Genomic DNA, 25,708 nt, shown 5'->3' with positions numbered 1-25,708 from the left:
GGGTTGATACCGCAATGGTGAGAAAATGGGGCTTACAATAGGCACCACGCCGGCCAGCGAATGGTTTTAAAGATATGTATAGCTAAGTTACAGATCGGCTACGCAATGGATGTACGTAACTGACCAGTATCTTCAGTCATTTTATGAATACTGATTGGCGAAGCCTATCTCTCCACCCCAAAAAAAATCTTGCAATGAATAGTCTACAAATATTGTATACTAATAAAAATAGTATTACTTTTACGCCGTTGTCATAACGGCATACCCTGCAAAACCAATCTATTTACAGCAGAACAGGCTTGTGTAGTTTTTAGCACCACCCGATAAAACTACCGGCAGCAGTGTATCGGACAACGTATTCTTCAATACTAAACTTTAAGTGATGTCAACCACTGACTTTAACCGTACATGCGGAGCGCGGTGCTGTTTCGTATGCTGTTGTACACGGTAACAGCTTTCCGGCACTTCTCCCTTTAATCACTTCTGAAGGCCCGTATGCCGGGCCAGGCCTTGCTATGCCCTATTGTCCGTAACTACCGGGCGACAGGCGGTCCAAACTTTTTAAAACATGCAAAGAATGTTACGAACCAACATACTGGCATGGATAGCTCTATCCATGCTATATCTCCTGCCCCTGCTGGCAACGGCGCAGGTGCCTACCACACCACTGATCAATTCGCACCTGACAGGCCGGGTGGTGGATGCCCGCACCCACGAACCGTTACCAGGCGCCATCGTGAATATCAAAGGCACTACGCACGGTGTATCTACCGATGCGGAAGGCCGCTTTGTATTCGTTACCGGCCAGAAATTCCCCTATACGCTCATCATCAGTTATATCGGTTATCGCAGAATAGAAGTAACGGCTACCGGCGGGCATATTGAGATTCCGCTGGAAGCTACCCAGAGCCAGTTGAACGATGTGGTGGTAGTGGGCTACGGTACCCGGAAAAAAAGTGACCTCACCGGTGCTATCGCTTCAGTTTCCGGGCCGCTGCTGAAACAACCGGTCAGCTCTTTCGATCAGGCGCTGAAAGGCGCAGTACCAGGCGTCCAGGTAACACAAACCTCCGGACAGCCCGGCGGCGGCGTTAGCATCCGTATCCGTGGCGGCAGCTCTATACAGGGTGGCAACGAACCGCTATACGTAATTGATGGTTTCCCGATCTATAACAGCACTGCCAGTCCGGGTATACTCACCGGCGCCCCGATAAACCCGCTGGCCGGTATCAACCCCGCTGATATTGAAAGTATCGATATCCTGAAAGATGCTTCTGCTACTGCTATCTACGGCTCCCGCGGCGCCAACGGCGTGGTGATCGTTACTACCCGTAAAGGCAAAGCCGATCGCAATACGGTCAGCTACGAAGGCTCTTACGGAGTACAGTCGCTCCGCAAAAAAACAGACCTGCTGGATGCGACGGACTTCGCCAAACTGCGCAATGAAGCGTTGTATGATGCCAATCCGGCTAAAGGTCCCAGCCAATACCTGACACCGGAACAAATCAGCCAGCTGGGTAAGGGTACGGACTGGCAGGATGCAGTGTTCCGTACGGCGCCGGTACAGAACCATCAGTTGTCCGTCAGTGGTGGTAATACCAAAACCCGTTACCTGCTTTCGGGTAACTATTTCGATCAGCAGGGCATTATCCGGCATACCGATTTCACCCGGCTGGGCATTCGCGCCAACGTAGATGCGCAACCGTTAGACCGGCTAAAAGTGAGCGCCAGCCTCTCTGTTAATAAATCCGATGCCGACGTGGCTCCTTCCGGGTTTATCACTTCTCTATTGCAGATGCCGCCCACCGCTACCATCTACGATCCCAACGGCGGCTATACGTTGCGTAATCCTTTTGAGAATATCTTCGCCAACCCGGTAGCTACCATCAACGAACAGGAGAATAAGTCCACCACCAACCGTTTACTGGGAACGGCTTTTGCTGAATATAGTTTACTGGACGGCCTTGCTGTGAAGGTGCTCTTCGGCGCGGATGTGAACAATACCAGCGAAAAAAATTACATCCCTTCCACCATCTATGAAGGGGTACAAACCAAAGGCAGCGCTGCCCGTGGCACTTACAACGCCTATTCGTGGCTAAACGAAAATACGGTCACCTATACACGTAGTGTTGCCAGACATTCCTTCGATGTATTGGCCGGTTTCACGCAACAGGAATTCAAAAGCGATATCGTACGGGCCGGCGCACAAAATTTCGTGACAGATGACCTCTCCTACAACAGCCTGCAGAGCGGTGCTACACTGGTACGCCCTTTTGCTGATGCGACCAACTGGGTATTGCATTCCTATCTGGCCAGGGTTAACTACAACTACAATAGCCGTTATTATTTCACCGCCAGTATCCGCACCGATGGTTCTTCCCGTTTCGGAAAAGGTAACAAATGGGGCTACTTCCCGTCGGCCGCCGCTTCCTGGCGTATCAGCAACGAAACGTTTTTTAAAGGCGCCACTCATGTGGTGAATGATCTGAAGCTGCGCGCCAGCTTTGGTACCACCGGCAACCTGGAAATTGGTGAATACCAGTCGCTCGCTACGTTGTACAGCCTCAATTATCTCTTCGGAAAAAACATGGCCACCGGTTTTGCGCCTTCCCGCCTGGCCAACGATCACCTGGGATGGGAGAAAACCTACCAATACAATGCCGGGGTGGACGCGGCTTTTCTTAACAGCCGTCTGTTGTTTACCGTGGATGCTTATTACAAGAAGACAACCAATCTGCTGTTAAACGTAGAGATACCCTGGACTTCCGGGCAAACGTCCTCCCTGCAAAACTTCGGTTCCGTATCGAATAAAGGCATAGAGCTGAGTTTGAGCAGCCGCAATTTTACCGGTGCTTTTACCTGGAACACTGATTTTAATATCTCCTTTAACCGCAATGAAGTGCTTAAAATCGGTAATGGGGCACAGTCCTATATCAGCGGTAATTACATCATACAGGTAGGTAAGCCGCTGGGTAGTTTCTACGGTACCGTTACCGATGGTATTCTGCAAACAGGAGAAGAGTCCGCTAAAGGAAAATATACCGGTAACGCCGTGCCTAAAGCAGGCGACAGGCTTTATAAAGACATTAACGGCGACGGTGTGTTTACTACCGCCAACGACCGTACGATTATCGGTAATGCGCAACCCGATTTTATATTGGGACTTGGGAATAACTTCTCCTGGAAGGGCTTTTCTCTCTCCGTGTTCTTACAGGGGTCTTATGGCAACAAAATCCTGAACTCCAACCAGCAATCACTGGAGCTGTTTACCGGTCAGCAGAATGCGGCTGCATCGGCGCGCGACCGGTGGACCCCGTCGCATCCCAGTGAGACGATGCCCCGCGCCAAGCTGGACCCCGCGCCGGTTTTCTCCGACCGGTTCATTGAAAATGGCTCCTTTCTGCGTGTAAAAAGTGTCTCGCTGGGTTACTCTTTACCCAAATCAGCCATAGGAAAAATATCGGCGGTCAATGTGTTCGTATCCGGGCAAAACCTGCTGACCTGGACTTCCTACACCGGTTTTGATCCGGAAGTTACTTCGGGCAACAACGTATCACCGGGTACAGATCTGGGTATTTACCCGGTGTCAAGGTCTGTTAGTGCAGGCGTTCGCGTTACCCTGTAATATTCATCATCTTCCAAAAAAGAATATATGCAAAAAATGCTCTTACGATATAGTGTGTTACTGATGCTGCTATGGACTTCCTGCACCAAACTGGATGAACATCCGGAGTCAGTACTGATCACCGATAATTTTTATCAGAACGGCGATCAGGCCAATGCTGCGGTGACTGCCGCTTACCGTAAATTATACGAATCCGGTCAGTCATTGTATAACAGTCTTTTTCAGATCGGGGTGGAAATGGCCACGGATGATTATGAAGCCGGTCCCCGCGCCCGGAATGCTCATGTGAGGGCTATTTCCGGCCTTACACATGATGCCTCCAATGACCGGATGGAACAGCTGTGGAAACAAAGTTATGATGCCATTAATGTTTCCAATATTGCTATTGACCGCATAGCGCTGATTAAAAAGGAAAATATTACAGATGCGCTGCGGACGCGGCTGACAAACGAAGCTAAGTTCCTGCGTGCCCTGCATTATTTTAACCTGGTGAGATGGTTTGGGGCGGTGCCGCTGGTGTTGCATGAACCTGCCTCTTTATCGCCGGAAGCGCTGTATGTGGAAAAAGCGCCGGAAGCAGATGTATACGCCCAGATCATCAGTGATCTTACTGCCGCTGAAAACCTGCCTGCGCCTGCGGAATACGGCGCCAACGATATTGGCAGGGCTACTGGCGGTGCGGCTAAAAGTCTGCTGGCAAAAGTATATCTCACCCGGAAAGACTGGACTAAAGCAGCGGCTAAAAGCAAGGAGGTGATAGATAGTCACTGGTACGGTCTCTTTGAAAACTTTGCAGACGTATTCAATGTCGCAAAGAAGAACGGTATTGAACATATCTTCTCCGCTCAGTTCCAGGGCAATTCCGGCTACCAGGGAAATAGTTTGGCCAGTCGTTCCGCACCGAACGAAGTGCCGGGCATTAACGGCGATTACGCTGATGCGCTGCACAAACAGGGAGGGCTATACGAAAGTTTTGGTGAAGGGGATACCCGCAAGGCTGTTACCTTTATCACACAAATGCTGAGTCCCACCGATGGAAAGTTATATACATTTGAACCTCACCTCAATAAATACTATGATCCCGCTGTAGTGGGCAATCAGGGCGAATCTTCCAAAAATCTTCCCATTATCCGTTATGCGGAAGTGTTGCTGATATATGCCGAAGCGCTGAATGAACTGAATGGTCCTGCTACGGAGGCTTATCAGGCTATTGATGCTGTGCGGCAGCGTGCCGGTGTGGCGAGGTTGCAGGATATAGCGCCGGGTTTGAGCGTCGATAATTTCCGCGATTCGGTATTCCAGGAAAGACGAAAGGAGTTTGTGTACGAGTACCAGCGCTGGTTTGATCTGGTACGGCGCGGCCCGGACTACTATGTTAAAGTGCTGAAAGCAGCCGGCAAAACCCTGGCGGCGCCCCGGCATATTCATTTCCCCACACCGCAGCGGGAACTGAACCTCAATCCCAAATTGAAACAAGACCCGCTGTGGGTCAACTATTGATACCGCTTTTAAAGTATGTCTGATGAAAAAAATGCTTACCACCTTTGTCTTGCTCGGCTGCTTTAGCTGGAGCATGGCTCAGCAAAAACAGCGGCCCAATATCATCCTGATCATGGTGGATGATATGGGTTACTCCGATATCGCGCCCTATGGAGGCGAGATACAAACGCCCAATTTATCGCGTCTGGCAGCGGAAGGCTTACGGTTACAGGAGTTTTACAACAACTCTATTTGCGCGCCCACCCGTGCTTCCCTGTTAACGGGGCAGTCCAATCACAAAGCCGGTATTGGTTTCTTTAATGTAAACCTGGGCCTGCCGGCCTACCAGGGGTATCTGAACCAGGAATCCCTCACGCTGGCGGAAGTATTGAAACAAGCCGGTTACAGCACGCTGATGGCTGGTAAATGGCATGTAGGCGATGATAGTATTTACTGGCCTAATCAACGTGGATTTGACCGTTTTTATGGATTCATTGGTGGTGCCAGCAACTACTTTGACATCGGGAGTTATACGGATAAGGTACCACCGGTGCCGCTGGTGGAGAATAACCGGCGTTTTAACCTGGAACCGGGCCGTTACCTGACCGATGAGATTGCCGGTCATGCTGTGACGTTCCTGGAAGAACAAAGTCATACCAATAAGCCGTTTTTCCTGTACGTGGCCTACAATGCCCCGCACTGGCCATTACAAGCCCTCCCGGAAGATATCGCCAAATACAGGGGCCGTTATGCCATTGGCTGGGACTCCTTGCGCAATGAACGCATAGCGCGGCAAAAGCAACTGGGCCTGATTAAACCAGATGCCACGATAGCACCTGACCCGGAAGTGCCGTCGTGGGAAAGTCTTACCTACGATGAGAAAAAGCTATGGGAGAAAAAAATGGAAGTATATGCCGCCATGATTGACCGCATGGATCAGGGCATTGGTAAGATACTTGACAAGCTGAAAGCATTAAAAAAAGATGATAACACACTGATTGTTTTTATCTCTGATAATGGCGCCCAGGGAGGATTTATACCGGCTGGCAGAAAAAGACAACGCAGTTCCGGTCCTATCGGTACCGCCGGTTCTTACGACTACCAGGAACAGAGCTGGGCGCATGTATCCAACGCGCCTTTCCGCTCGTATAAGGCCAGTGCATATGAAGGTGGTATCAGTTCGCCGCTGGTGGCATGGTTTCCCGGCCATATTAAAGCCGGCAGCATTGCCCGCGGTACGGCGCATCTGATAGATCTCGCGCCCACTTTTTATGAAATAGCTGGCGCCACTTATCCGGCTACCTACCATAATGTAAGCACGAATCCTTTGCAGGGAGTGAGTTTATCGCCTTTGTTTTTCTCCCTTCGGGAGATAGACAGGGCCACGCCGCTATTCTGGGAGCGGGCGGGAAACCGGGCTGTTCGTAAAGGCCGGTGGAAGCTGATATCCTCGTACCCGTCCAAACAATGGGAGCTGTTTGATATAGAGCGCGACCGTGGGGAAACCAATAACCTGGCAGCACAACAACCGCAGGTGGTGAAAGAGCTTTCCGCCGCTTACGATGTATGGGCGAAGGATAATAACGTGGTGGACTATGACAGGGTGAAACCTGTTGGCCCTGCGGGATTTGCGGGTCCAACCGGTGGTAGTTCCCCATCACCGGCAGGCAGAAAAAAATAAATCATCCACAAAAAAATCAAACATGAAAAAGATATGGATAGCACTGGCAGCTATCGCACAGCTGTCGGCCGTCAATTACGTATACGCGCAAACGAAGAAGCCCAACATCATCCTGATTTTGGTGGATGATATGGGTTATTCCGATTTGGGCGCCTATGGGTCGGAAATTCATACGCCCAATCTGGACCGCCTTGCCAAAGAAGGGCTACGGCTGAAAGAGTTTTACAACAACTCCATCTGTGCACCTACCAGGGCGTCGCTGCTGACGGGGCAATACCAGCATAAAGCAGGTGTCGGTTACTTTGATGTGAACCTGGGATTGCCCGCTTACCAGGGATTTCTGAATAAAGAATCGCTGACGCTCGCGGAGGTATTGAAAACAGCGGGATATAATACCCTGATGTCCGGCAAATGGCATGTGGGTAACGATAGCCTGGCATGGCCCAATCAGCGCGGATTTGAGAAATACTATGGTGTTATTGGCGGCGGCGCGGATTATTTTGATGCCAAACCGATGCCGTTGTTTGGCAGCTCCTATCCGGTTGTACTCGTGGAAAACAATCAGCGTTTACATCCGGCAGACAACAGTTATTATTTTACCGATGAAATTGCCGGTCATGCGGTGCAATATCTTGAGGAGCAAAGTAAAAGCAATAAACCTTTTTTCCTGTACCTCGCTTTTAATGCGCCACACTGGCCGCTGCAGGCCCTCCCGGAGGATATTGCCAAATATAAAGGCCGTTATAACATCGGTTGGGACTCACTGCGCAATGAACGGTTAGCGCGACAAAAACAACTGGGTCTGCTGGACCCGCAACAAACCATTGCCAACAGAGATGAGGAAGTGCCCGACTGGAACAGCCTTACCTACGATGAAAAGGAACTGTGGAAAGCCAAGATGGAAGTGTATGCCGCTATGGTAGACCGTATGGACCAGGGCGTAGGTAAAGTGCTGGATAAACTGAAGGCATTGAAAAAAGATGATAATACATTGATCATTTTTATTTCCGATAACGGTGCGCCAGCCGAAGGTGTAGCACACTGGGGAGGCGGACGGGCTGCCCGTAACACCGGTCCGGTGGGTACGGCGGGATCTTTTGAATCGCAGGGAAAAAACTGGTCGTATGTGTCTAATTCACCTTTCCGGGCTTTCAAGAACTTTATGTATGAGGGTGGTATCAGTTCACCGCTGATAGCCTGGTTTCCGGGGCATATCAAGGCGGGTGGTATTGCCCGTGGCACCGCGCACCTGATAGATCTGGCGCCTACTTTTTATGAACTGGCCGGCGCCAAATACCCGCAGCAGTATAAGGGCGTGAGCGCGAATCCTTTACCGGGAAAGAGTTTGACCGGACTCTTTTTCCGGGGAGAAGAATTACAACGCGAGGAGCCGGTATTCTGGGAAAGGGCTGGCAATCGTGCAGTGCGTAAAGGGAAGTGGAAGCTGGTATCCATCTATCCGCAGTACCGCTGGGAGTTATATAACATAGCGGAAGACCGTGGCGAAACCACGGACCTGGCGGCTAAAAATCCGCAGCTGGTCAATGAATTGTCGGCCGCTTATTTTGAATGGGCCAAACGGACCGGTGTAGTGGAATACGAACAAATCAAACCAAAGGGGCGGCTATAGCGCTTTTGCGGATTTCGGACATGCCTTTGTTATAAAAACGTTTCATCATTTTGTTAAGATGACTGCTGTCGGTGAAGCCAAGGTCGTAGGCTATTTCCTTGAACGGGATATCAGTATACAGGGCCTTGGCTTCCGCCAGTTTTAGTTTGGAGCGCAGGATAAATTCCTGGTAAGTCTCATGGGCGTTGCGTTTGAAATATTCGCTGAAGTAGCTGGCCGACAGATGAAAACGATCCGCCAGGTATTGCGGTGTGATCATCTCTTCATCAAGCAAATGGTATTGAATATGCAGCAGCATCTCTGCGAACTTCTTTTCTTCGTATAGAGCCTGGGGTGATATAATGGCGGCTACGCTACGGGCAATCAGCTCCAGCACTGTTACCATCGTGCTTTGCATAATACGGCGGGAATGGGCGTCGTTGCGTTCATTTTCCAGCATCAGCAGTTGCAGCAGTTGAATAAAATGTTGTTTATCCCTGGGATCACTGATCAGTTCACCCGGAAGCCGGTTATAGTTGCCGATGATAAAGTTGAGCCGGCAGAACCATTTCCCAAAATCAATCACACAATCCTCATCGGTGGAGAAATAAGTCGCGGTAAAACGAACGAACAGAAAAGTGGTTTTTTCTTTGATATTATAAGTGTGGCAATCGGAAGCGGGCAACAGGAAAATGCTTCCTTCCCGGAATGGGGTCGGTTTATAGTTAACACACTGTTCTCCGTTTCCTTCGAGGATATATACCAGTTCAAAGAAATTATTCCGCCGGTTCCGTTTCTCCCAGTGGTCCAGTGTTTCAATGCTCACACTAAAGGGCGCATGTACTTTTTCCATACTGCTAATTTACACATTTGGGAGCTGTTTCTGCTGGGGTGTCTCATCTCGTTACCGTTTTTCCTCTTTTGTTTACCGTTGTAGCGGCTACCGTCCCGCTACCTTTGCTGTATTAAAAAATACCGCAAGATGAAAGCAATCGTATTAGCACAACTCGACCCTGCCGCTCCGCTGGAGATCACCGAAACAGCGATTCCCGATATAGCCCCCGACGAAGTACTGGTGAAAACCCACGCCCTGGCTATTAATCCGGTAGATGTGAAAACACTGGAAGATTATACCATAACACGTGACGGCCAACGAATACGTGCCAGCGCCGCCCCTGCCCTGGACGGTGTATCGCCCGTTATCCTGGGCTGGGACATCGCCGGCGTAGTAACAGCCGCAGGCAGCGATGTGACCAAATTTAAAGCCGGCGACGCTGTTTTCGGTATGGTCCGTTTTCCCGGACATGGCAAGGCTTACGCAGAATATGTGGCCGCTCCGGCTTCGCATCTGGCGCTGAAGCCGGATAATGTGAGTTTCGAAGCTGCCGCCGGCGCCACGCTGGCCGCTATTACCGCCTGGCAATGTTTTACACAGCATTATGCTGTTAAACCGGGGGACCGTATCCTGATCACCGCGCCCACCGGAGGCGTAGGACACTATGCGCTGCAAATGGCCAGGCACCTGGGCGCTTATGTGATCGCGTTGACCAGTTCCGCTAACGCCGCATTGGCTATTGAACTGGGCGCCCACGAAGTCGTAGATTACAACGCCTTTGATCCTGCAACCGCTACCCCGCTACAGCTGGACATGGTGCTGGACGCCGGTGGCCGTAATACCGCCAACTGGTTTGCCCGTCACCTGAAACCCGGCGCTCCCGTTATTTACCTGCCTTCCGGTCTCAGTACCGCAGAGCAACAGCGATACCTGGACCAGGGCCTCAACGTAGCCTATAAGTATGTGATCAGCGAAGAATCAGCCATCGATGATATTGCACAGCTGCTGCAGCAGGGGAACATCGTCACCAGAATCGACAGCATTTTCCCATTTACAGAGATGAAAAAAGCCTTTGCTGCCCAGCATGCAGGTACAGCCAAAGGGAAAATTATCATCCGTATGTAGGATGCTGCATAAAAAAATACCCCTGGAAAAGCTTTGTAGATGGGCTTTTTCAGGGGTTTAATAATTTTTTCTTTAAAAAATGTTTGAATATAGATGTAATATCCATACCTTTGCACTCCACTAAACACAATGTTAGTGGGTCCTCGGGGACTTTTCGGGGCGTAGCGTAGCCCGGTTATCGCGCCTGCTTTGGGAGCAGGAGGTCGCAAGTTCGAATCTTGCCGCCCCGACGACAGTAAAAAAACAGGATAGTAATATTATTACTATCCTGTTTTTTTTTGTCCCGATCATTGACCGTTAGCCTGACATATTGTGAAAATCTTGTGTCCGTTCATCAACCAGTTTAGTTTATTAAAATCTGATTTTACTCCATATTACGATGAAAAACAGCCTGTATGCGATGCTTCTCCTGGGTTTTATAATCCTATGGGGGTGTCAGACTCAGAACAGTAAAGGTAATCTTCAAGCCAATGGTTATCTGGTGGCGCCACTGGACAGTATCAATAGTATTACTCCTTTTAACAATGCCCGATATGTTCTTGGGATGGGTAGCGATGCCGTTTATCGGATTGATACCAACGGTATCTCAAAAAAAATATACGCTTCACCATCTGAAGGAATAGCGAATATTGAACTGCATCCAATAAATGATAGTAGTTTTCTTATTGTTAATAGAGAGCATATTTATGATACTGTTCAAAAAGATTTTCAGAACTCTTATCATTTATTCAGGAGCAGTTCCGGCTCCGATGCAATGCCATTTCTTGATGCTTCCGGAGAAAAAATTATTAACAATTGTTGGTTCTCTAAGAATGAGATGTCCGTTTGTGGGTTAATCCATACATATAGTAGCAAAGATTCCGGGTATTATCAATTCAATGAAAAGGGGATCATGCGACAGCTACAGCTGAAACTGAAAGCCGGTGAAAGTATCAAAGATGTGTTGGTTAATAAGGACTCAGGTATATGGATCATTTTTGAAAGAAGTGATTCGGAAGCCCGGTATCTGACCTTTATTCACAAGGTCGTTTTTATTGGAAAAGAGGGGGTATACAAAACATTTGATGGTTTCGAGGCCAGTACTCCTGATAAATATCACGTACTTGAAAATGGGAAGATATTGTTATTGGATGCAAGGGTTTTATTAAAGCTTGAGCGCACGGATAATAACGATCCTTCCGGTGTTTTCCTGATCAACCGTGATAGCAGTCATGTGCTGCAGCTCTTTGCCCATGAGCAGGCAGACAATCTGCTGGTATCCAACAGTGGAAAGTATTTTTTTGTGAGTGCAAAAACAAAACGAGAAGATCCGGAAAAGATATTGGTATTAAATCCACAAGGCCAGATAAAGCATGTTATAGGAACGTTCCCGCTGACGAGGGTGCTTTTTTTTACCTATGGAATCGAGAATGATCTGCATTCGGATAATATCTGGATCTTAACAAATGATGGGAAACTATACTATGTTTATACAGACCAGCATTTTCTGGTAAGAACTCTCACTATTCCTGTTGGAAAGCATATTCTTCAACCAATAGACAAAGGGAAGGCATTATTATATGCTGAAAATACTTCCTACCCTTTTGCCCGTATTACGGCTGATAGTGCCAGTGTGGAATATCTTCCGGCGATGAAGGTGGAGGAGGGTTGGGAACAGCGGCTTGTGTCTGGTGATGACCGGCATTCTCTGGTAACCGATAAGAGCGGTACAACTTATCTTACAGATTCCACTGGCATGAAAATGACAGATGGGGCGGATTCTTTTCATATCAATGACATTTATGCTGCCTACTCAAAAAATGTGCTGGACAGAATATGGCTGACTACCTGGGATGACTGTTTTTTATTACTACATGCTTCCAGAATACTGGATGATTATCGTGTGAATCCCGGGAGTATTACCCTCAATTTTAATCAGGCAATGACAGATATGGGAGTACAGATGAATCAGATATCGGTAAGTATCTTTAGTGGCAAGCATAAAATAGGCAGCGGAGAAGGAGGAAACAAAAGCCGTCCCGGCAAACAAATTACTATCCCGATTAATCTTTTCAGTGGCGCTCCTTCTATCTGGAACAGGGATCTTACTGCGAGCATCACATTTAGGGAATTTAACAGCAGCACCGCTACCCTTCAGATAAGTAAAATACGATTTTATATCCCGTTTCATCAAACTAAAGTATACGGTACGCTCCTTGCGCTGTTTGTAATCGTATCCGTCATTTTTGTTTTACAGTTTTTTAAGGCGAAAATTCCATTTGCGGCGAGATATGGATCATTGTTGGTGGCGGGCGCCGGGGTTTTAATGAGGATTTTTCAGGAACAGATCAAAACATTTATTGGTTTAAACGTTGACTGGTCGCTGTTAAGCTCGTTACTGTCAACTGTTATAATCATCCTTTTTGTTACTTGCCTGTTATTCCCGGCTGTATTGAGATCAATGGGTAAGTATTTCCCTTTTGATTTATTTGCACCAGGATTGCTTAAAATTCCATCCTTTAGGAAGCGGTTTTACCGGACCTACTGCGAGGCGCTTGTACGCCGCGTTCAACATGAAAAAGAGACTACTCCTGGTGCTAAGGAGGTCTATGTTTCGCTTCCTGCCAAATTCATTGGGAATGGTTGGGAGGAAGATAGCTGGGAGCCGGTACCACGGCTTGTTGACCTGTTAAAAAACAAGAAAAGCGTATGCAGGGTTGCCATCGTTGCTCCGGGCGGGCAAGGGAAATCTGCTTTGTTAAGAGAGACCATTTATCAGTATTTGCAGCTGTTCAGGCAAAATATATCCCTGCCTATTCCTGTATACATCAACGGGTCTGATAGTAAGGTGGATAATTTTGAACAGCTGCTGAAAAACCATCTGGCTGATCACCTGGTACCAGCCGATTTTGACACACAGCAAAATAAAATTAAATCCGGAGCCTATGTGATCATTATTGACGATGTCAGTGAAACCCCGGGAGGGGACGATTTTCTCAGGAAATTGAAAAACGAAAGTAAAGAGTATAGTAAGCTATCCTTTGTAGTAGCACTTCGGCCTCATGAGAAAAACGAAGCGATTATCTCCATGATTGACCGATGTATTACTGTAAATCCTTCTAAAATAACAGACGTTAAGATAGCCGATTTTGAGTCAGCTTATTTACCGGAAGGAGAGCAACTGCCGTTTTCGCTGAGAAATATTTGCCGTACCAATGACGGTTTTTATCAACCGATTCTTGTTCGGCTTGCTATCATGTCATATAAGGCTTCCGTTAATAATATAGCACAGTTGTATGAGACGGCGGTTAAGAGCTTGCTGAATAAAGAGTATCGGGTAGTTGAAGCGGCATTGGTAAAATTGTGTAAGGAATCCTATGGGAAAAAAGGAATCCGGGAAATTGAATATCGGCCGGATATTAATGAGTTGATCGGTATTATGGAAAGATCCGGCCTGCTATTGCAGGTACGTCAGGAAAATATATTTGGTAATCATACTAAACGCTACCGGCTTCTGCATGATTCTATACAAACATATCTGTCGGCTGTTGGCTTTTTATATGATGACACTCCTCCGAAGGAGCTGTTTTTTGAATTTGCCACGGCAACAAGGTTTATTAAAGACCAGTCAGATTTTCTATTCAGCAGTGGCGCCGAAATGTACCAGATTGCATTACTGGTGTTTGAGGAATTTAAAGGTGATATAAGAAAGATACTGAAGTCATCGCTGGCTGAATGGGCTACCACTTATAAACTGGACTACAGTATCAGGGATATTCTCAATTCGATGCCCCTGTCAGAGCGGGATAAGCTGGAAGGTATATTAGAAAGAAGAACAGCAGAGGAAATCTTTTTTTACTGTATTGAATGTGTTGAAGGCAATCTTTCGCACATCGGTGAATTCTATTATCGATTTGCCCAGATAGCGAAGTCATATAAGAATGCTGATTCTCGATGAGGCGCCCGGAACGAGGTTTAGTGAAAAAATGTTCGTTTGCTTTTTTGACTACTCCTCCCTATATTCAATAATATCCCCAGGCTGACAGTCCAGCGCTTTGCAGATAGCTTCCAGCGTATCGAACCGCACGCCTTTGGCTTTCCCGTTTTTTAAGATGGATAAATTCACATTTGTAACGCCTACTTGTTTGGAAAGCTCATTTAAGGAGATCTTTCGTTTGGCCATCATTACGTCCAGGTTGATGATTATCGGCATGATTATATGAATAGTTCGTTTTCTTTTTTAAGCGTTACGGCTTTCACTACAAATTGTCTGACAGCCCAAAGAATGGCCGCTACCAGCAGGTACATAGTTTGAGGTTCCCTGAATACCAGCAACCGGGTAAAGGACCGGAGTAATAGGTTGGATATGCTCCACAGTGAAGTCCATTGCTCCAGGTGTACTTCATAGAAATTATCACAGACAGTTTGTGTAAATCCAAGGAACGCCAGGATCAGACAGGAAATGATGACCCAATCAAAAATGCGGAGGCTTTCTTTTCCCAGAAAACCGGACTTGCGATAGTTCGTAAAAAGTTTTAAGAGTAGTATACCCACTGATAAAAATACTGCATTGCTAATGATCTTTCCTATGAACCACATGAGGGGCATCTTATCAGGAGGAACAATGTAGGAATGTTGATTTGTCAGGAAAGGGATGAACCATCTGATATAGTATATCAGCCCCTGTGCTGAAAATAGCAACGTGCCGTATACAGCAAGGTTAATTAAAATGTTGCCGGGTTTTGTTTTTGACATAAAACTCTTTTCTGCAAAGTTATTGGGTTTTTAATTATTACAACTATTTTTTATCGTTTTATTTTAATTTTTTAATAAAACATGATAATTATAACTCTCATTATTTCAAATCAAAAATGGAAAAGACAGCCATTCGGCCATCTTTCCCTTTTTGATTTTTATGCAAGTCTTATTCTGCAGTGGTCGGATCAATAATCGTCGCCACTTCACTGATGGCATTAGCCGGAAAACCTCCCTGTTTGGCGTGTTCTCTGATCATGGCTTCATTAGGAGCAATATACACACAATAGATTTTATCGCCTGTCACATAACTCTGTATCCATTGAATCTCAGGTCCCATATTCCTCAAAACACCGCAGGATGTTTGTGAAATGGCTTTCAGTTGTTCTCCTGACAGCTTACCGGCGTCAGGGATTTCACGTTCAATAACATACTTAGGCATAATTGTAATTTTTAAGATGATGACAGTTTGTTGCCGGGGTCTGGCTTTTGGGGGAAATTCTAATGGGGTAGTAGAAAATGTGTACCCTAAATGTAAGCAATTATTCAAGAATAACCTGAGAGAGTGCCCAGCTGAAAAAGCAACTCCCGGCTCATGCCGGGAGTTTTATCTGTCTTGAAGGTATACACACCACCTTATGAATGTGCTTTTTCAAATCTGCTTTTTGCTTCTGCTGTTGCCGGGGCGAAGAAGTTAACCAGATTGCCGTCCGGGTCCCTGAATAACAACGACCGGTTACCCCAGGGCATCGTAGTGGGCTTTTGCACCACCGCGGTATCTATGATGCTCGCTAACGCCTCGTAACGCTCATCAACATCGGCTACCCTGAACTCAATGATAACGGAGCAGTTAGTAGCGGCCAGGGCCACTTCGTCTCCGCCAAATAATGCCAGCGTTTTGGTACTGCCGATAGCCAGCGATGCCAGTGGTGTATGGAGTTCCGCAAAATCATCGGTGTACCATGTCATGGATATTCCGGTGATATGTTCGTAGAACTGAACGAGCCGCTTAATGTCTGCGGTAATAATCCTTGCTGAAGAAAAATTCATAGTGAATGTTTTAGAACAACAAAGGAAAATACCGGTAGTGACAGCGTTATGTCAGTAGGGAAAACTGTTATTCGATAACCTGCCTGGGCTTGTTGCTCCGCCAAATGGCAATAACGTTGGTGTCTGCATGATCCTCTCCCGGATTATTCTCTCTCAGTTTTTTCTTTATTGTATAGGCTTTTTCATAATTATCAATCAGGCCGACGTTATTTAAATCTTCCGGTAAAAATGTTTCATCAAACCCACCGCAGTTGCTGAGTGCGCTGGTGTCATAGTATTGATCCAAAAGATCATATCCCAGGAATTCATAACCATCTAATGGAACGAAGGAGCAATCATATGCAGGCTCGATTACTACGGTTAATAAATTGAAATCCCCGGGATGATTTGTATGCTTAAGCACATAATCCAATGTCCTGAAAAAGCCCGTCGGATAACAGCCTTCCAAAACAATTTCCTGCCAGTATTCATCGCTATGCCGGTCAGCTTCAACCAATACTTCATTCAACCCAGTGTCTAACGAAACCAGTTCTGTAAGTTGGGTCAGCCTGCTCCATTCAATGTATTGGGACCAGGCGCCATCACGCTTATCAAATTTGGCGCGGCTTGTATATAAATGTATCATCAGTTAAATATAGCCTGTTTAGCGGGTATCCGGAGCATTGCAGCCATTCAACGCTCCGGACAAACACCTTATCTTAAATACTCCGCTGTATTCACTATATCAGCATAATAAAAGCCCAATGATCCAATCAACGCCCGCTGTACGTCTGTTGCGGGCACCTTCTGTCCATCCACTTCCAAATCCCTGGTGGCGGTGGCGTCGGCGATAACGGTGCAATGAAATCCGAAGTCTTTGGCGGCTCTGGTGGTGGCGTCTATACATACATGGGTCATCATACCGGTGATGATCAGGTGGGTGATGCCAGCCTGTTGCAGATCAGCGAGCAGCGTTGTTTCGCGAAAACTGTTCGGATAATGTTTGGTGATGATCATCTCTCCCGGTAACGGCTGTATGGAGGAGTGTATATCGGCGCCGGGTGTGCCGGCTACCAGGAATCCTGCGGCAGCATCTGCTGCATGTTGAATGTATATAACAGGTATGCCTTGCTGACGGCATCGCTCCAATATAAGGCGGGTATTGGCGGCGGCGGCATCGGGGTTAGACAATTCCATTTTCCCTCCTTTGAAATAATCCTGCTGGACATCGATAATTAAAAGCGCTTGTTTTTTCATGTTTGTTTTTTTAGGTGTGCCAGTGGCGAATATGTTTCCGGTAAGGAGTAGCAAAAGCAGTCCCATTAAGGATACCCGAAGGCAACGCATGTGCATGAGTTGAAATGTTTTAAAGAATGAAAAATGTGTAAAGCGCTTTACACAACAAAGGTGGGGATAATAAAAAGCCTTTCACTTGATGTAGGTCAAGTGAAAGACTTTTTTTTATTAACGTTTGGCTTTCAGCATCCGGCTGAAGAATGCGGGTGTAACACCTATAAAGGAAGCTATCTGTTGTTGACTGAAAGATCCGGCAATCCGGTGATAGTGCTCCAGGAATTTCTCGTACCGGGCTGCTGCCGGAAGGCTCAGTATATCTGTAATCCGTTGCTGGCTGACCGCAAATGCCCGCTCCGTAAGAATTCTGAAGTAGCGTTCAAACCGGGGAATTTTCGCCAGCAGCGCTTCCCGGTTTTCTTTGCTCAACAGCAGTACAGTAGTAGGATCTACTGCTTCTATAAAAAGCTCTGATGGTGTATCAAAGACAAGGCTCTGGTAATCTGCTACCCACCAGTCGGCAATGGCAATGGTTAAAATGTGCTCATTGCTTTTGGCATCCAGCAGGTAATTCTTCACGCAACCGCTGGTGATAAAAAACAACTGGCTGCAAACGTTGCCTTCACGATGCAGGTATGCTTTTTTGTGATATTGCCGCTGTTGCAGCAGGGAGCAAAAGAATACTTTTTCCTCTTCTGAAAGAGAAATATGTTTCTCCACATTTTGCAGGATGGGTGTATATCCGGTCATCAATATCAAATATACAGAAGTTCCCTATATGCACTGCGCACGAGGCGTGACAGGATATTTACGATACCTTCCCCAGGCTACTACAGCGGCCAGTAATGCCACTACTACGTTAAATCCTGTTACGGACTGCTCACCCCGGGAAACATGAAATACAATGGCTGATGCCATCAGTATAACAATGCCAATGGCGGCCCATACTGTTAGTGAGGGTTTGATCCGCAACAGGGACGGTAATAATAAACCTAATCCACCGGCCAGGTCTACCACGCCCATCAGGCGGACAAATGCGGCGGAAACCTGTCCTGTCCATGGATACAGCGCTGCGAGTTTGGTAATGGGATAGCCCAGCTTCATCACGCCGGATAAAAGGAACAGGGCGGCCACCAGTAATTGCACGGCCCATAACAGTATGTATAAAAAAGCACTTCGTTTTTGTTGCATAAAAATGATTTTTGTTGCACCAAAATTAGGCTAGCTTTACTATTAAAAGGTAAGTACTATACCGTAGTATAGTGCTCGCCGTAAATACGTTGATATGAAAAAGCCATACGACACATGGGCGAATTACCGGTTATCGCCCGAAGATTGCCCGAAAGAATATATGCTGGCTTTGAATGATGCACTGAATGTATTCACCGGCAAATGGAAACTGCATGTAATAGGCGCGCTCACCACCGGCAGAAAACGTTTCAGTGAAATAGAAAAATTCATCCCGGATATTAATCCAAGAATGCTCTCCAAAGAGTTGAAAGACCTGGAAATAAATGGTATCGTATCCCGTACCGTACAGGACCCTGGCTTTGTGGAGTATGAACTCACGAAGTCAGGAAGAGAAATCAAACCCGTTTTTGATGCCATGATCACCTGGGGACTTGCGCACCGGCAGGAGATCATCAAACAGTTATAAGACACTTTTACAGTCTTGATAAGATAGCAGGTGTAACATTGGCGGGCTGCGCCCCGTTTCACCTGAAAACCACCGTATGAAAAATAATATTTACGTACTTGTATTGTTGCTGACCTCATTGTTGTTTGTAGCCTGTAAAAAGGATAAAATTGAATATAAAAGCGACTTTCAGAATAGTTATAAGGCCTGGCTCAACTTTAAAGATGCCAACGCTAACTCTTATCGCTATAAGGTAACAAGCGGTTCATGGACAGGAGAAAGCACAGAAACAACTATTACAGTGCAATCCGGAAAAATTGTTCATCGTTCTTTTATTGCAAAGGGTCCTAACGGCAACCGGCCTCCGGAAATAGTGACCTATGAACAATGGGAGGAAGATGAAGCAGCTATCAACTCAAAAACAAATGGATTTAAAGCCGTTACCATGGATGAAATCTACGAACGGGCACGGCAGGAGTGGCTGGTGAAGAGATCGGATGGCAAGGTTTATTTTGAGGCGAAAAATAATGGAATGATGTCCAGCGCCGGATATGTGCCGGACGGATGTCAGGATGATTGTTTCAGAGGCATCAATATTGCTTCCATTGAAAAAATCTGAGATGGGCTTCCGGGTTTGTTACTGACTTTTGTACCTTTCCAGTCTTAAAAAGGTAAATGCATGAGCAACTTTTCAGACATCGGTTTTAGTATCAACTCGGATGAAGAATTTCAGGAACTGCTGGAAAAAACTTATCCCGACAGTACGAGCATCAAAGTAAAGGACGGTGCTTATGCGGTGTATGCAGATGAATCCGGCGGTGAGCTCTGGATGCAGATCAGTAACGAACAGACCTGCATCGGTGTAAACCCGCATTACAAAGGAAAAAGCCGTAGAAAGGTTTGCCTTACCAGGATGGTAGAAAGACCCAATCCGCTGGATGGCGGCTTTTATTGCTGGGCCGCGCCTGCCAATAAACTAGACCCCCAAAGTGGTTTATATCCCTTCGTATTCGATGCGCCTGATTTCCGGATATTGGAACCTTTTTATTTTCCGGCGGACGTTGAAATTCAGCTGACTGCTTTTGCGCAGCAGGTACAGCTGTTTGAAAGTGAAGCGGCCTTTGCTGCGGAGGAAACAACGGAACCTAAATTTGCCGTACAGTCATTTATTCCCAGCGGCTTGTTTGCCGATGCAGAAAGTGAGGAAGAAGCTGGCCGGCCGGAAGCATACGGCTTTTTTACGGGTATTATCAAGCAGGTGGAACGCAAACGCAATGCGTTGACCAGGCATATTTTCTATGCCCTGCTGGTGGAAACGCTGGGTGGAGAAATTGATGTGGTGGCAGATGCAGCGTTCTTTGATCAACCTCCCGTTGTCAACGGCGTCATTCAGGCGGAATGCTGGCTGTCGGGCCAAATCATTACCCGGTCATGAATCTATCAGAAGATAAATTACAATTATTAACACGCATTGCTGAAGATCTCCGGCAGGTGGAAGGTGTGGAAGCAATTGTTTTAGGAGGCTCCTATGCCGCAGGAATGGCTACTGAACAGTCCGATCTGGACATTGGTATTTATTACCATGCACAACATGCCTTTGATACCAACGATATCAAAACCATTGTGGAGCGATATGCTGTTAGTCCGGCTACGGTAACGGCCTTTTACGAATGGGGCCCCTGGGTTAACGGAGGCGCCTGGATGATGACGGAACAAGGCAAGGTGGATTTTTTATATCGCAACATCGATCAGGTACAGGATACTATCGATAAGGCGCAGCGGGGAGAATGGGAGAACCACTATGAACAACAACCTCCTTATGGCTTTTCTTCCGTGATATACCTGGCGGAAATCAGTATTTGCCGGCCGCTGTACGACCACGCCGGCATACTGGCTGCCTGGAAGCAGGTGGTGGCTACCTATCCGCCCAGGTTAAGGGAAACCATCGTCCGGCAATCGCTTTGGTCGGCCGAGTTTACCCTTTGGCAAACAGCCGGATTCGCAGAAAAGCAGGATGTGTATAATACTGTCGGATGCCTGGCGAGAGCCGTTAAAAACCTCGTGGCTGCGGTGTTTGCTATCAATGAACGTTACCCGCTCGGCGATAAAAGAGTGATGGAGCAGTTGCAGGGAGCCACCAAAATACCGCCGGACTTTAATGAAAAAATAGACGGGATATTATCTGTGTCTAAAAACACGATCTCTCAAAACGTGGCGCAGCTTCAGTCTCTTCATTCAGAACTGGTGCAGTTATCAGACGGACTTTATAAACCGCTGTATCAGCTATAAGGGCTTCCTTCAGGAATTAAATCAGCAGTTTCTCATATAGCAACAGTTCTTCACCATTATACACGATCGTCTCCTGGTATTGCAGTCCCAGTTTTTCCAACAACCGGATGGAGCGCTCGTTGCCTGGCAGGGTGGTAGCCATAATAGCGGTATGGGTTTTATCTTCCTGTAGTTCTTCCATCAGCGCAGAAGCGGCTTCATAGGCGTAGCCGTGACTGGCATATTCCGGCAAAAAGGCAAACCCGATATCATGATGCGGCAGGTAAACACGTTTGATCAGGGTTACAATACCTATCGGCTGCTGGTCGCTTTGCCGGTATACTACCCTGAAATCCGTATCCGGGTTATCAATAACCCGCTGGATATAATTGATGGCATCGTTGAGCTGATATATGTGCCGGTCACCGATAAACTGTTTCCAGGCGGGCGTATTGACTAATACAAAAACAAAGGCAGCTTCATGTGTGGTGATGGGTTGTATAAAAAGCCGTTCTGTTTGCAGTTGCTCCATCATAGGAATGCTGTTTCAACGAACTTACAATTTTTAGAGAAAATTTTAATAAGATAACAAGAGAAGTTGATCTAAAATGTTTTTAACCCGAAATATTTATTGTCTAAATTGTGTACCTAACTAATATCATGCTGTACTATGAAGAAACTTGTTCTCGGCTCCTTCGCCTTGCTGCTGTTTTCCGCGTCTATGTTAGTATTCCAGATCAGTTGTAAAAAATCAGCTGACGCGGAGACGCCTGTGTCTGTACCTGCCAAAGTAGTATTTCTGAAGTATGTGGATAACGCTGAGGAAATCTGGCTGATGAACTATGACGGATCAGCACAAACCAAAGTAAATGTAACATTAGCGGCTGGACAGCATTTCGGGGAAGAAGTGCGTGTATCTCCCAACGGACAGAAACTGTTTTTTACCGTTTACACTTTCTCCACTCCAGGCGTCAACAAGGAAGATATTTACTCTTGTGATCTTGACGGTAAAAACCTGAAAAAGCTGTACGATATGCCGGCTGGTAATGGGCATACAAAATTGGGAGCCGTTATGTAACAGTATAAAATGCTAACAGAAAGCCCGGCACGATAGCGCCGGGCTTTTTTATGATCAGTTGATAGCCTGGAAATCTATGGTAGCAGGCTTCTCAGCGTTTTCATTATCGGGATGCACCACTACTTCAATGGGTGCTTCTTCACGGAATCGTGGCATACTGATGGGCACACCGGCAAACAGGCATAAGCACATGGCGGCGAGCAAACAGTATATAACGATCCGTAAAACCCGGAATACGGGTTGCAGACGTTTCATACAGTAAAAATTTAAAAATCAAAAAATAGTCAAACGGGAAAATGACTATATCATGTGGGGCGCTGTAGGGGCGGGTTCAAAGGATATTTTTAATTGCGGGAGATGGGGGACTACTTCAAAACGACGGCATACTTCCTCTGCGCAACGGAGTTGTACCAGGGTTTTCCGGTCGGCGAAAGCCAGTATATACGTCACCGGTACCCTGTAACTAACGGCAGGGATACACGCTGATAATGCCCGGAAATAACTGATGGTTCTTCCTTTGCAACAACGACCGGTATATACCTGCTCATTTTGTACCGACGGCCTGGAGCAATAAACCCCATCGGAGGGCAGGTAAAAAGCAGCACTGCAAAGCAATAACATCACCCCCAGCCATCCCGGCAGGTTTTTTCGGAGGGTGGTGATCGTTATAGGCATCATCTTCCAAAGATAAAAAAATAGGATGAAGGATGGCTACAGGGCATAAAAAAAGGGCGTCTGAGAAAAGACACCCTGCTGTATTACTTCTAACATACCTGCGTTCGCTTTTTAACGCAATATTTTTATTCGCCTCTAAGGCTTTTAACCAAATTGATATTGATCGTTTTGATGGCCTGGATACTAACGGTACCCAAAGCTATCAGTATTGCGAGCAAACCTGATAAGGCAAATATCCACCAGGTGATGCTCGTCTTATAGGCGAACTGCGCTAACCACTGATGCATGGCGTACCAGGCTACCGGTACTGCAATCAGGAAGGCAATGCCTACCAGTGATATAAAATCGGCCGACAGTACCCGAAATAATGATAAACTGCTGGCGCCCAATATTTTCCGAATGCTGATCTCTTTCGTCTTTTGTTCTGCGGTGAAAATGGACAGTCCTAGTAATCCCAGGCAAGAAATAAAAATTGCCAGTGCTGCAAAGATAATGGACAATCGCCCAATGATTTCTTCACTTTTATATAGCCGGTCATATTCCCTGTCGGAGAACTGATAACTGAAAGGATATTGTGGGTTCAGTATTTTGTTGAGTTGTTCCAGTTCACTCAATACCTGCCTGGTTTTGCCGGGTTGTATCCGCACCAGGAAGGTACCTGTCTGGAAAGTTCCAAAAATGCCACTGGCCTTACTATTGTCCAGTCGCAATACCAGCGGTTCGATGCGGTTATGCAGCGATTGAAAATGAAAATCTTTTACGACACCGATGATTTGTCCTTGTTTCCCCCAAAAACGCAGCGATTTTCCGATAGGGTCTTTAAATCCCATTTTTTTGACAGCTGCCTCGTTCAGAATGTAACCCGCGGAGTCGGTGGCGAAGTTCCGGGAAAAGTCCCTTCCCTGCGCTATTTGCAGGTGCATCGTGGAAATAAAGTCATACCCTACCGTCGAGTGCATGAAATAGGATTTGTTTTGGGTATCTCTGCCTTCCCAGTCTATCTCGCTGGTTTGCAGGGTAAGGTTGGTGGGGTTGCCCAGCATCTGGCTAACGGCCATCACGCCGGGGAGGCGTAAGGCTTCTTGCCTGAATACTGTTTTCTGCGTAGCCAGATCGCCATCTATGGGAATGTAGACGAGGTTCTCGCGGTCATACCCCAGCTTGGCGGCCTGTATATACTGAATCTGCCGCGATACCAGTATAGTGGAGATAATCAGGACAATGGACAACACAAACTGAAAAGTAACCAGCCCTTTTCTGAACCAGAGGGCTCCGCCTTTTTGTTGAAACGGCCCCTTTAACACTTTTACCGGATGAAAACCCGACAGGAACAGCGCCGGGTAACTGCCGGCGATGATGCCGGTCAGTAGTGTTAATCCCGCCAGGGTAGCCCAGAAAGCCGGCAAGTGCAACGGCAGGGCGATGGCCTTGCTGGTGAGCTGGTTGAAGGCTGGTAATACCAGTAGTACCAACAGCAATGCCAATACGCCGGCAAACAAGGCAATCAGCACCGCCTCCCCGATAAACTGCCGGATAAGTTGTGCTCTTACCGCGCCCATGGCCTTCCGCACACCTATTTCTTTCAACCGGTTGGATGACCGGGCGGTAGTGAGGTTCATGAAGTTGATACAGGCGATTATCAAAATGAACACCGCCACCAGGCTGAATAGTTTCACATAGGTGATACGGCCACCGCTTATCTGCCCGTTATCGAACCGGGAATGCAAATACCGCTCATCGTAACGCTGAAGTCCCAGCGTTGCATGATAGGTGGGGTTTTCGCGGTTATAGGTCAGTAAAAAGTTTTCGATCTTTTTTTCCAGCAGGGCGGCGTCGGCGCCAGGGCGCAGCTGGAGCAGGGTTTCGGGACCGTTATTGCCCCAGTCGGTGATCCAGCTGTTCTCCTGTTTCATCACTTCCCAGTTCAGCAGAAAATCGAACGGCTGTGAAACGTTCGCGGGCAGGTCTTCAAATACCGCGCTCACCGTGAAATTCCGGTGGTTGTCGTACCGGATGGTCTGATGTAGCGCCTTTTGGGGACTGCCGAAGAAGGCAGTGGCCATTTTCCGGGAAATAGCAATACCGTCAGGGGTAGATAATGCTTCCCGTGGCGACCCTTCCAGCAAGGGATAGCTGAGCATGTCAAAAAAATCGGCATCTGCAGCCCGGCCTTCTTCTTTCAAAATCTTATCGCCGACAGCAAAGGTATTGGTGGCGGACCAACCGATGCCGGAGGCTTTTTCTATCTCCGGCATGGTACGTTTCAGCTCTTCGGCCAGCAGTCCGGGGGTAGCATAGGACGCATCAATGTTCCCTTCATTGTAAATTTTCAGATATACGCTGTAGAGCCTCGGTGCGTTGGCATGAAAGGCATCTATGCTCCTTTCATCTATCACCCACAGAAAAATCAGCAGGCTACAGGCAATACCCAGGGCCAGCCCGGTAACATTGATAGCGGAGAAACCTTTGTGTTTCCACAGGTTCCTGATGGCGATCCTGAAATGACTCCGAAACATGTCGAAAATTTTAGACAGGTGCTGCTACTAGGATAATGCCACTTTGAGGTGCTGCTGATAGTCAGTCAGTTACGGCGATGTAAAAATAATCGTACGTCCGGTTTTGATACAGTCGGATGTCCGGT

Annotated in this window: 24 protein-coding genes, 1 tRNA gene and 1 pseudogene; 12 read left to right on the top strand and 14 right to left on the bottom strand. The window is 47.1% G+C overall.

Translation table 11 applies throughout. The features are described 5' to 3' along the window. Positions 1 to 577: 577 nt before the first annotated feature. Genes ICL07_RS11770 through ICL07_RS11755 form a run of 4 tightly spaced genes read left to right on the top strand, consistent with a single transcriptional unit; the run spans position 578 to position 8,415 of the window. Entirely contained in the window at positions 578 to 3,625 is a 3,048-nt protein-coding gene (locus ICL07_RS11770; RefSeq protein WP_188088093.1) for a SusC/RagA family TonB-linked outer membrane protein, read from the top strand. Positions 3,626 to 3,652: 27 nt separating this feature from the next. Further along, on the top strand, positions 3,653 to 5,125 hold the full coding sequence (locus ICL07_RS11765) for a RagB/SusD family nutrient uptake outer membrane protein (RefSeq protein ID WP_188088092.1): 1,473 nt from the start codon (positions 3,653 to 3,655) through the stop codon (positions 5,123 to 5,125). A gap of 22 nt (positions 5,126 to 5,147) precedes the next feature. Beyond that, positions 5,148 to 6,785, top strand: coding sequence for an arylsulfatase (locus ICL07_RS11760; RefSeq protein ID WP_188088091.1), 1,638 nt, complete (start codon positions 5,148 to 5,150; stop codon positions 6,783 to 6,785). Between the two features lie 22 nt (positions 6,786 to 6,807). After that, positions 6,808 to 8,415, top strand: a complete 1,608-nt coding sequence (locus ICL07_RS11755; RefSeq protein ID WP_188088090.1) for an arylsulfatase — start codon at positions 6,808 to 6,810, stop codon at positions 8,413 to 8,415. Here the strand turns inward: ICL07_RS11755 and ICL07_RS11750 are convergent. Continuing rightward, positions 8,393 to 9,247, bottom strand: coding sequence for an AraC family transcriptional regulator (locus tag ICL07_RS11750; RefSeq protein ID WP_188088089.1), 855 nt, complete (start codon positions 9,245 to 9,247; stop codon positions 8,393 to 8,395). The genes ICL07_RS11755 and ICL07_RS11750 overlap by 23 nt on opposite strands. A gap of 129 nt (positions 9,248 to 9,376) precedes the next feature. On the opposite strand from ICL07_RS11750, the gene ICL07_RS11745 reads away from it, so the two are divergent. From ICL07_RS11745 to ICL07_RS11735, 3 genes are all read left to right on the top strand, one after another. Then, the gene (locus ICL07_RS11745; protein ID WP_188088088.1) at positions 9,377 to 10,354 is read left to right on the top strand and encodes an NADP-dependent oxidoreductase; all 978 of its coding nucleotides are present in this window, start codon (positions 9,377 to 9,379) and stop codon (positions 10,352 to 10,354) included. Between the two features lie 155 nt (positions 10,355 to 10,509). Next, a tRNA-Pro gene (locus ICL07_RS11740) sits at positions 10,510 to 10,584 on the top strand. A gap of 149 nt (positions 10,585 to 10,733) precedes the next feature. Continuing rightward, positions 10,734 to 14,291, top strand: a complete 3,558-nt coding sequence (locus ICL07_RS11735) for an NACHT domain-containing protein (RefSeq protein ID WP_188088087.1) — start codon at positions 10,734 to 10,736, stop codon at positions 14,289 to 14,291. Between the two features lie 48 nt (positions 14,292 to 14,339). Here ICL07_RS11735 and ICL07_RS11730 read toward each other — a convergent pair whose 3' ends face one another. The 8 genes from ICL07_RS11730 to ICL07_RS11695 all read right to left on the bottom strand — a co-directional run bounded on the left by ICL07_RS11730 (position 14,340) and on the right by ICL07_RS11695 (position 18,601). After that, positions 14,340 to 14,546 carry a helix-turn-helix domain-containing protein gene (locus tag ICL07_RS11730; protein WP_188088086.1) on the bottom strand — a complete coding sequence of 69 codons (207 nt, stop codon included), beginning with the start codon at positions 14,544 to 14,546 and terminating at the stop codon, positions 14,340 to 14,342. Positions 14,547 to 14,548: 2 nt separating this feature from the next. Next, positions 14,549 to 14,932 (bottom strand): DUF2975 domain-containing protein, encoded by a 384-nt coding sequence (locus ICL07_RS11725; RefSeq protein ID WP_188088085.1) that lies wholly within the window; start codon positions 14,930 to 14,932, stop codon positions 14,549 to 14,551. 325 nt (positions 14,933 to 15,257) lie between these two features. Next, positions 15,258 to 15,530 carry a DUF4242 domain-containing protein gene (locus ICL07_RS11720; protein ID WP_188088084.1) on the bottom strand — a complete coding sequence of 91 codons (273 nt, stop codon included), beginning with the start codon at positions 15,528 to 15,530 and terminating at the stop codon, positions 15,258 to 15,260. A 194-nt stretch (positions 15,531 to 15,724) separates the two neighbouring features. After that, positions 15,725 to 16,138, bottom strand: a complete 414-nt coding sequence (locus ICL07_RS11715; protein ID WP_188088083.1) for a VOC family protein — start codon at positions 16,136 to 16,138, stop codon at positions 15,725 to 15,727. A gap of 67 nt (positions 16,139 to 16,205) precedes the next feature. Next, positions 16,206 to 16,763, bottom strand: coding sequence for a hypothetical protein (locus ICL07_RS11710; protein WP_188088082.1), 558 nt, complete (start codon positions 16,761 to 16,763; stop codon positions 16,206 to 16,208). Positions 16,764 to 16,831: 68 nt separating this feature from the next. Next, positions 16,832 to 17,374 carry a cysteine hydrolase family protein gene (locus ICL07_RS11705; RefSeq protein WP_188088081.1) on the bottom strand — a complete coding sequence of 181 codons (543 nt, stop codon included), beginning with the start codon at positions 17,372 to 17,374 and terminating at the stop codon, positions 16,832 to 16,834. Positions 17,375 to 17,581: 207 nt separating this feature from the next. After that, positions 17,582 to 18,160, bottom strand: a complete 579-nt coding sequence (locus tag ICL07_RS11700) for a Crp/Fnr family transcriptional regulator (protein WP_188088080.1) — start codon at positions 18,158 to 18,160, stop codon at positions 17,582 to 17,584. 24 nt (positions 18,161 to 18,184) lie between these two features. Further along, entirely contained in the window at positions 18,185 to 18,601 is a 417-nt protein-coding gene (locus ICL07_RS11695; protein ID WP_188088079.1) for a DoxX family protein, read from the bottom strand. Positions 18,602 to 18,695: 94 nt separating this feature from the next. On the opposite strand from ICL07_RS11695, the gene ICL07_RS11690 reads away from it, so the two are divergent. The 4 genes from ICL07_RS11690 (at position 18,696) to ICL07_RS11675 (ending at position 21,335) form a co-directional block, all read left to right on the top strand. Further along, a complete protein-coding gene (locus tag ICL07_RS11690) occupies positions 18,696 to 19,067 on the top strand; it encodes a winged helix-turn-helix transcriptional regulator (RefSeq protein ID WP_188088078.1) in 372 nt (123 codons plus the stop codon). 76 nt (positions 19,068 to 19,143) lie between these two features. Beyond that, a complete protein-coding gene (locus ICL07_RS11685) occupies positions 19,144 to 19,665 on the top strand; it encodes a hypothetical protein (protein WP_188088077.1) in 522 nt (173 codons plus the stop codon). Positions 19,666 to 19,725: 60 nt separating this feature from the next. Continuing rightward, positions 19,726 to 20,481: a hypothetical protein gene (locus ICL07_RS11680; RefSeq protein WP_188088076.1), complete on the top strand. Its 756-nt coding sequence runs from the start codon at positions 19,726 to 19,728 to the stop codon at positions 20,479 to 20,481. Beyond that, on the top strand, positions 20,478 to 21,335 hold the full coding sequence (locus tag ICL07_RS11675) for a nucleotidyltransferase domain-containing protein (RefSeq protein WP_188088075.1): 858 nt from the start codon (positions 20,478 to 20,480) through the stop codon (positions 21,333 to 21,335). The genes ICL07_RS11680 and ICL07_RS11675 overlap by 4 nt, the downstream gene beginning before the upstream one ends. Positions 21,336 to 21,351: 16 nt before the next feature. Here the strand turns inward: ICL07_RS11675 and ICL07_RS11670 are convergent, their stop codons facing one another. Next, a complete protein-coding gene (locus tag ICL07_RS11670) occupies positions 21,352 to 21,849 on the bottom strand; it encodes a GNAT family N-acetyltransferase (RefSeq protein WP_188088074.1) in 498 nt (165 codons plus the stop codon). A gap of 135 nt (positions 21,850 to 21,984) precedes the next feature. Between ICL07_RS11670 and ICL07_RS11665 the strand changes: the two genes are divergently transcribed. Beyond that, positions 21,985 to 22,392, top strand: a complete 408-nt coding sequence (locus ICL07_RS11665; protein ID WP_188088073.1) for a TolB family protein — start codon at positions 21,985 to 21,987, stop codon at positions 22,390 to 22,392. A gap of 54 nt (positions 22,393 to 22,446) precedes the next feature. Here the strand turns inward: ICL07_RS11665 and ICL07_RS11660 are convergent, their stop codons facing one another. The 4 genes and pseudogenes from ICL07_RS11660 to ICL07_RS32785 form a co-directional block, all read right to left on the bottom strand. Beyond that, positions 22,447 to 22,647 carry a hypothetical protein gene (locus ICL07_RS11660; protein WP_188088072.1) on the bottom strand — a complete coding sequence of 67 codons (201 nt, stop codon included), beginning with the start codon at positions 22,645 to 22,647 and terminating at the stop codon, positions 22,447 to 22,449. A 45-nt stretch (positions 22,648 to 22,692) separates the two neighbouring features. Next, positions 22,693 to 23,070, bottom strand: a complete 378-nt coding sequence (locus tag ICL07_RS11655; protein WP_188088071.1) for a hypothetical protein — start codon at positions 23,068 to 23,070, stop codon at positions 22,693 to 22,695. A gap of 122 nt (positions 23,071 to 23,192) precedes the next feature. Next, positions 23,193 to 24,719 (bottom strand): FtsX-like permease family protein, encoded by a 1,527-nt coding sequence (locus ICL07_RS32790; protein ID WP_425490616.1) that lies wholly within the window; start codon positions 24,717 to 24,719, stop codon positions 23,193 to 23,195. A 162-nt stretch (positions 24,720 to 24,881) separates the two neighbouring features. Continuing rightward, positions 24,882 to 25,583: pseudogene (locus ICL07_RS32785) on the bottom strand (ABC transporter permease); the annotation flags it as partial. Positions 25,584 to 25,708: the final 125 nt, after the last annotated feature.

The sequence above is a fragment of the Chitinophaga qingshengii genome (assembly GCF_014529935.1).
Lineage (GTDB): Bacteria > Bacteroidota > Bacteroidia > Chitinophagales > Chitinophagaceae > Chitinophaga > Chitinophaga qingshengii.
This window is presented reverse-complemented; position numbering and strand designations above follow the sequence as displayed.

Coding starts and splice junctions, on each gene's coding strand:
- ICL07_RS11690 (WP_188088078.1), top strand. CDS start 18,696: ATGAAAAAGCCATACGACACATGGGCGAATTACCGGTTATCGCCCGAA.
- ICL07_RS11745 (WP_188088088.1), top strand. CDS start 9,377: ATGAAAGCAATCGTATTAGCACAACTCGACCCTGCCGCTCCGCTGGAG.
- ICL07_RS11660 (WP_188088072.1), bottom strand. CDS start 22,647: ATGAAACGTCTGCAACCCGTATTCCGGGTTTTACGGATCGTTATATAC.
- ICL07_RS11760 (WP_188088091.1), top strand. CDS start 5,148: ATGAAAAAAATGCTTACCACCTTTGTCTTGCTCGGCTGCTTTAGCTGG.
- ICL07_RS11675 (WP_188088075.1), top strand. CDS start 20,478: ATGAATCTATCAGAAGATAAATTACAATTATTAACACGCATTGCTGAA.
- ICL07_RS11665 (WP_188088073.1), top strand. CDS start 21,985: ATGAAGAAACTTGTTCTCGGCTCCTTCGCCTTGCTGCTGTTTTCCGCG.
- ICL07_RS11695 (WP_188088079.1), bottom strand. CDS start 18,601: ATGCAACAAAAACGAAGTGCTTTTTTATACATACTGTTATGGGCCGTG.
- ICL07_RS11670 (WP_188088074.1), bottom strand. CDS start 21,849: ATGATGGAGCAACTGCAAACAGAACGGCTTTTTATACAACCCATCACC.
- ICL07_RS11720 (WP_188088084.1), bottom strand. CDS start 15,530: ATGCCTAAGTATGTTATTGAACGTGAAATCCCTGACGCCGGTAAGCTG.
- ICL07_RS11765 (WP_188088092.1), top strand. CDS start 3,653: ATGCAAAAAATGCTCTTACGATATAGTGTGTTACTGATGCTGCTATGG.
- ICL07_RS11725 (WP_188088085.1), bottom strand. CDS start 14,932: ATGTGGTTCATAGGAAAGATCATTAGCAATGCAGTATTTTTATCAGTG.
- ICL07_RS11710 (WP_188088082.1), bottom strand. CDS start 16,763: ATGATACATTTATATACAAGCCGCGCCAAATTTGATAAGCGTGATGGC.
- ICL07_RS11770 (WP_188088093.1), top strand. CDS start 578: ATGTTACGAACCAACATACTGGCATGGATAGCTCTATCCATGCTATAT.
- ICL07_RS11700 (WP_188088080.1), bottom strand. CDS start 18,160: ATGACCGGATATACACCCATCCTGCAAAATGTGGAGAAACATATTTCT.
- ICL07_RS11705 (WP_188088081.1), bottom strand. CDS start 17,374: ATGAAAAAACAAGCGCTTTTAATTATCGATGTCCAGCAGGATTATTTC.
- ICL07_RS11735 (WP_188088087.1), top strand. CDS start 10,734: ATGAAAAACAGCCTGTATGCGATGCTTCTCCTGGGTTTTATAATCCTA.
- ICL07_RS11750 (WP_188088089.1), bottom strand. CDS start 9,247: ATGGAAAAAGTACATGCGCCCTTTAGTGTGAGCATTGAAACACTGGAC.
- ICL07_RS11715 (WP_188088083.1), bottom strand. CDS start 16,138: ATGAATTTTTCTTCAGCAAGGATTATTACCGCAGACATTAAGCGGCTC.
- ICL07_RS11730 (WP_188088086.1), bottom strand. CDS start 14,546: ATGCCGATAATCATCAACCTGGACGTAATGATGGCCAAACGAAAGATC.
- ICL07_RS11680 (WP_188088076.1), top strand. CDS start 19,726: ATGAGCAACTTTTCAGACATCGGTTTTAGTATCAACTCGGATGAAGAA.
- ICL07_RS11685 (WP_188088077.1), top strand. CDS start 19,144: ATGAAAAATAATATTTACGTACTTGTATTGTTGCTGACCTCATTGTTG.
- ICL07_RS11755 (WP_188088090.1), top strand. CDS start 6,808: ATGAAAAAGATATGGATAGCACTGGCAGCTATCGCACAGCTGTCGGCC.
- ICL07_RS11655 (WP_188088071.1), bottom strand. CDS start 23,070: ATGATGCCTATAACGATCACCACCCTCCGAAAAAACCTGCCGGGATGG.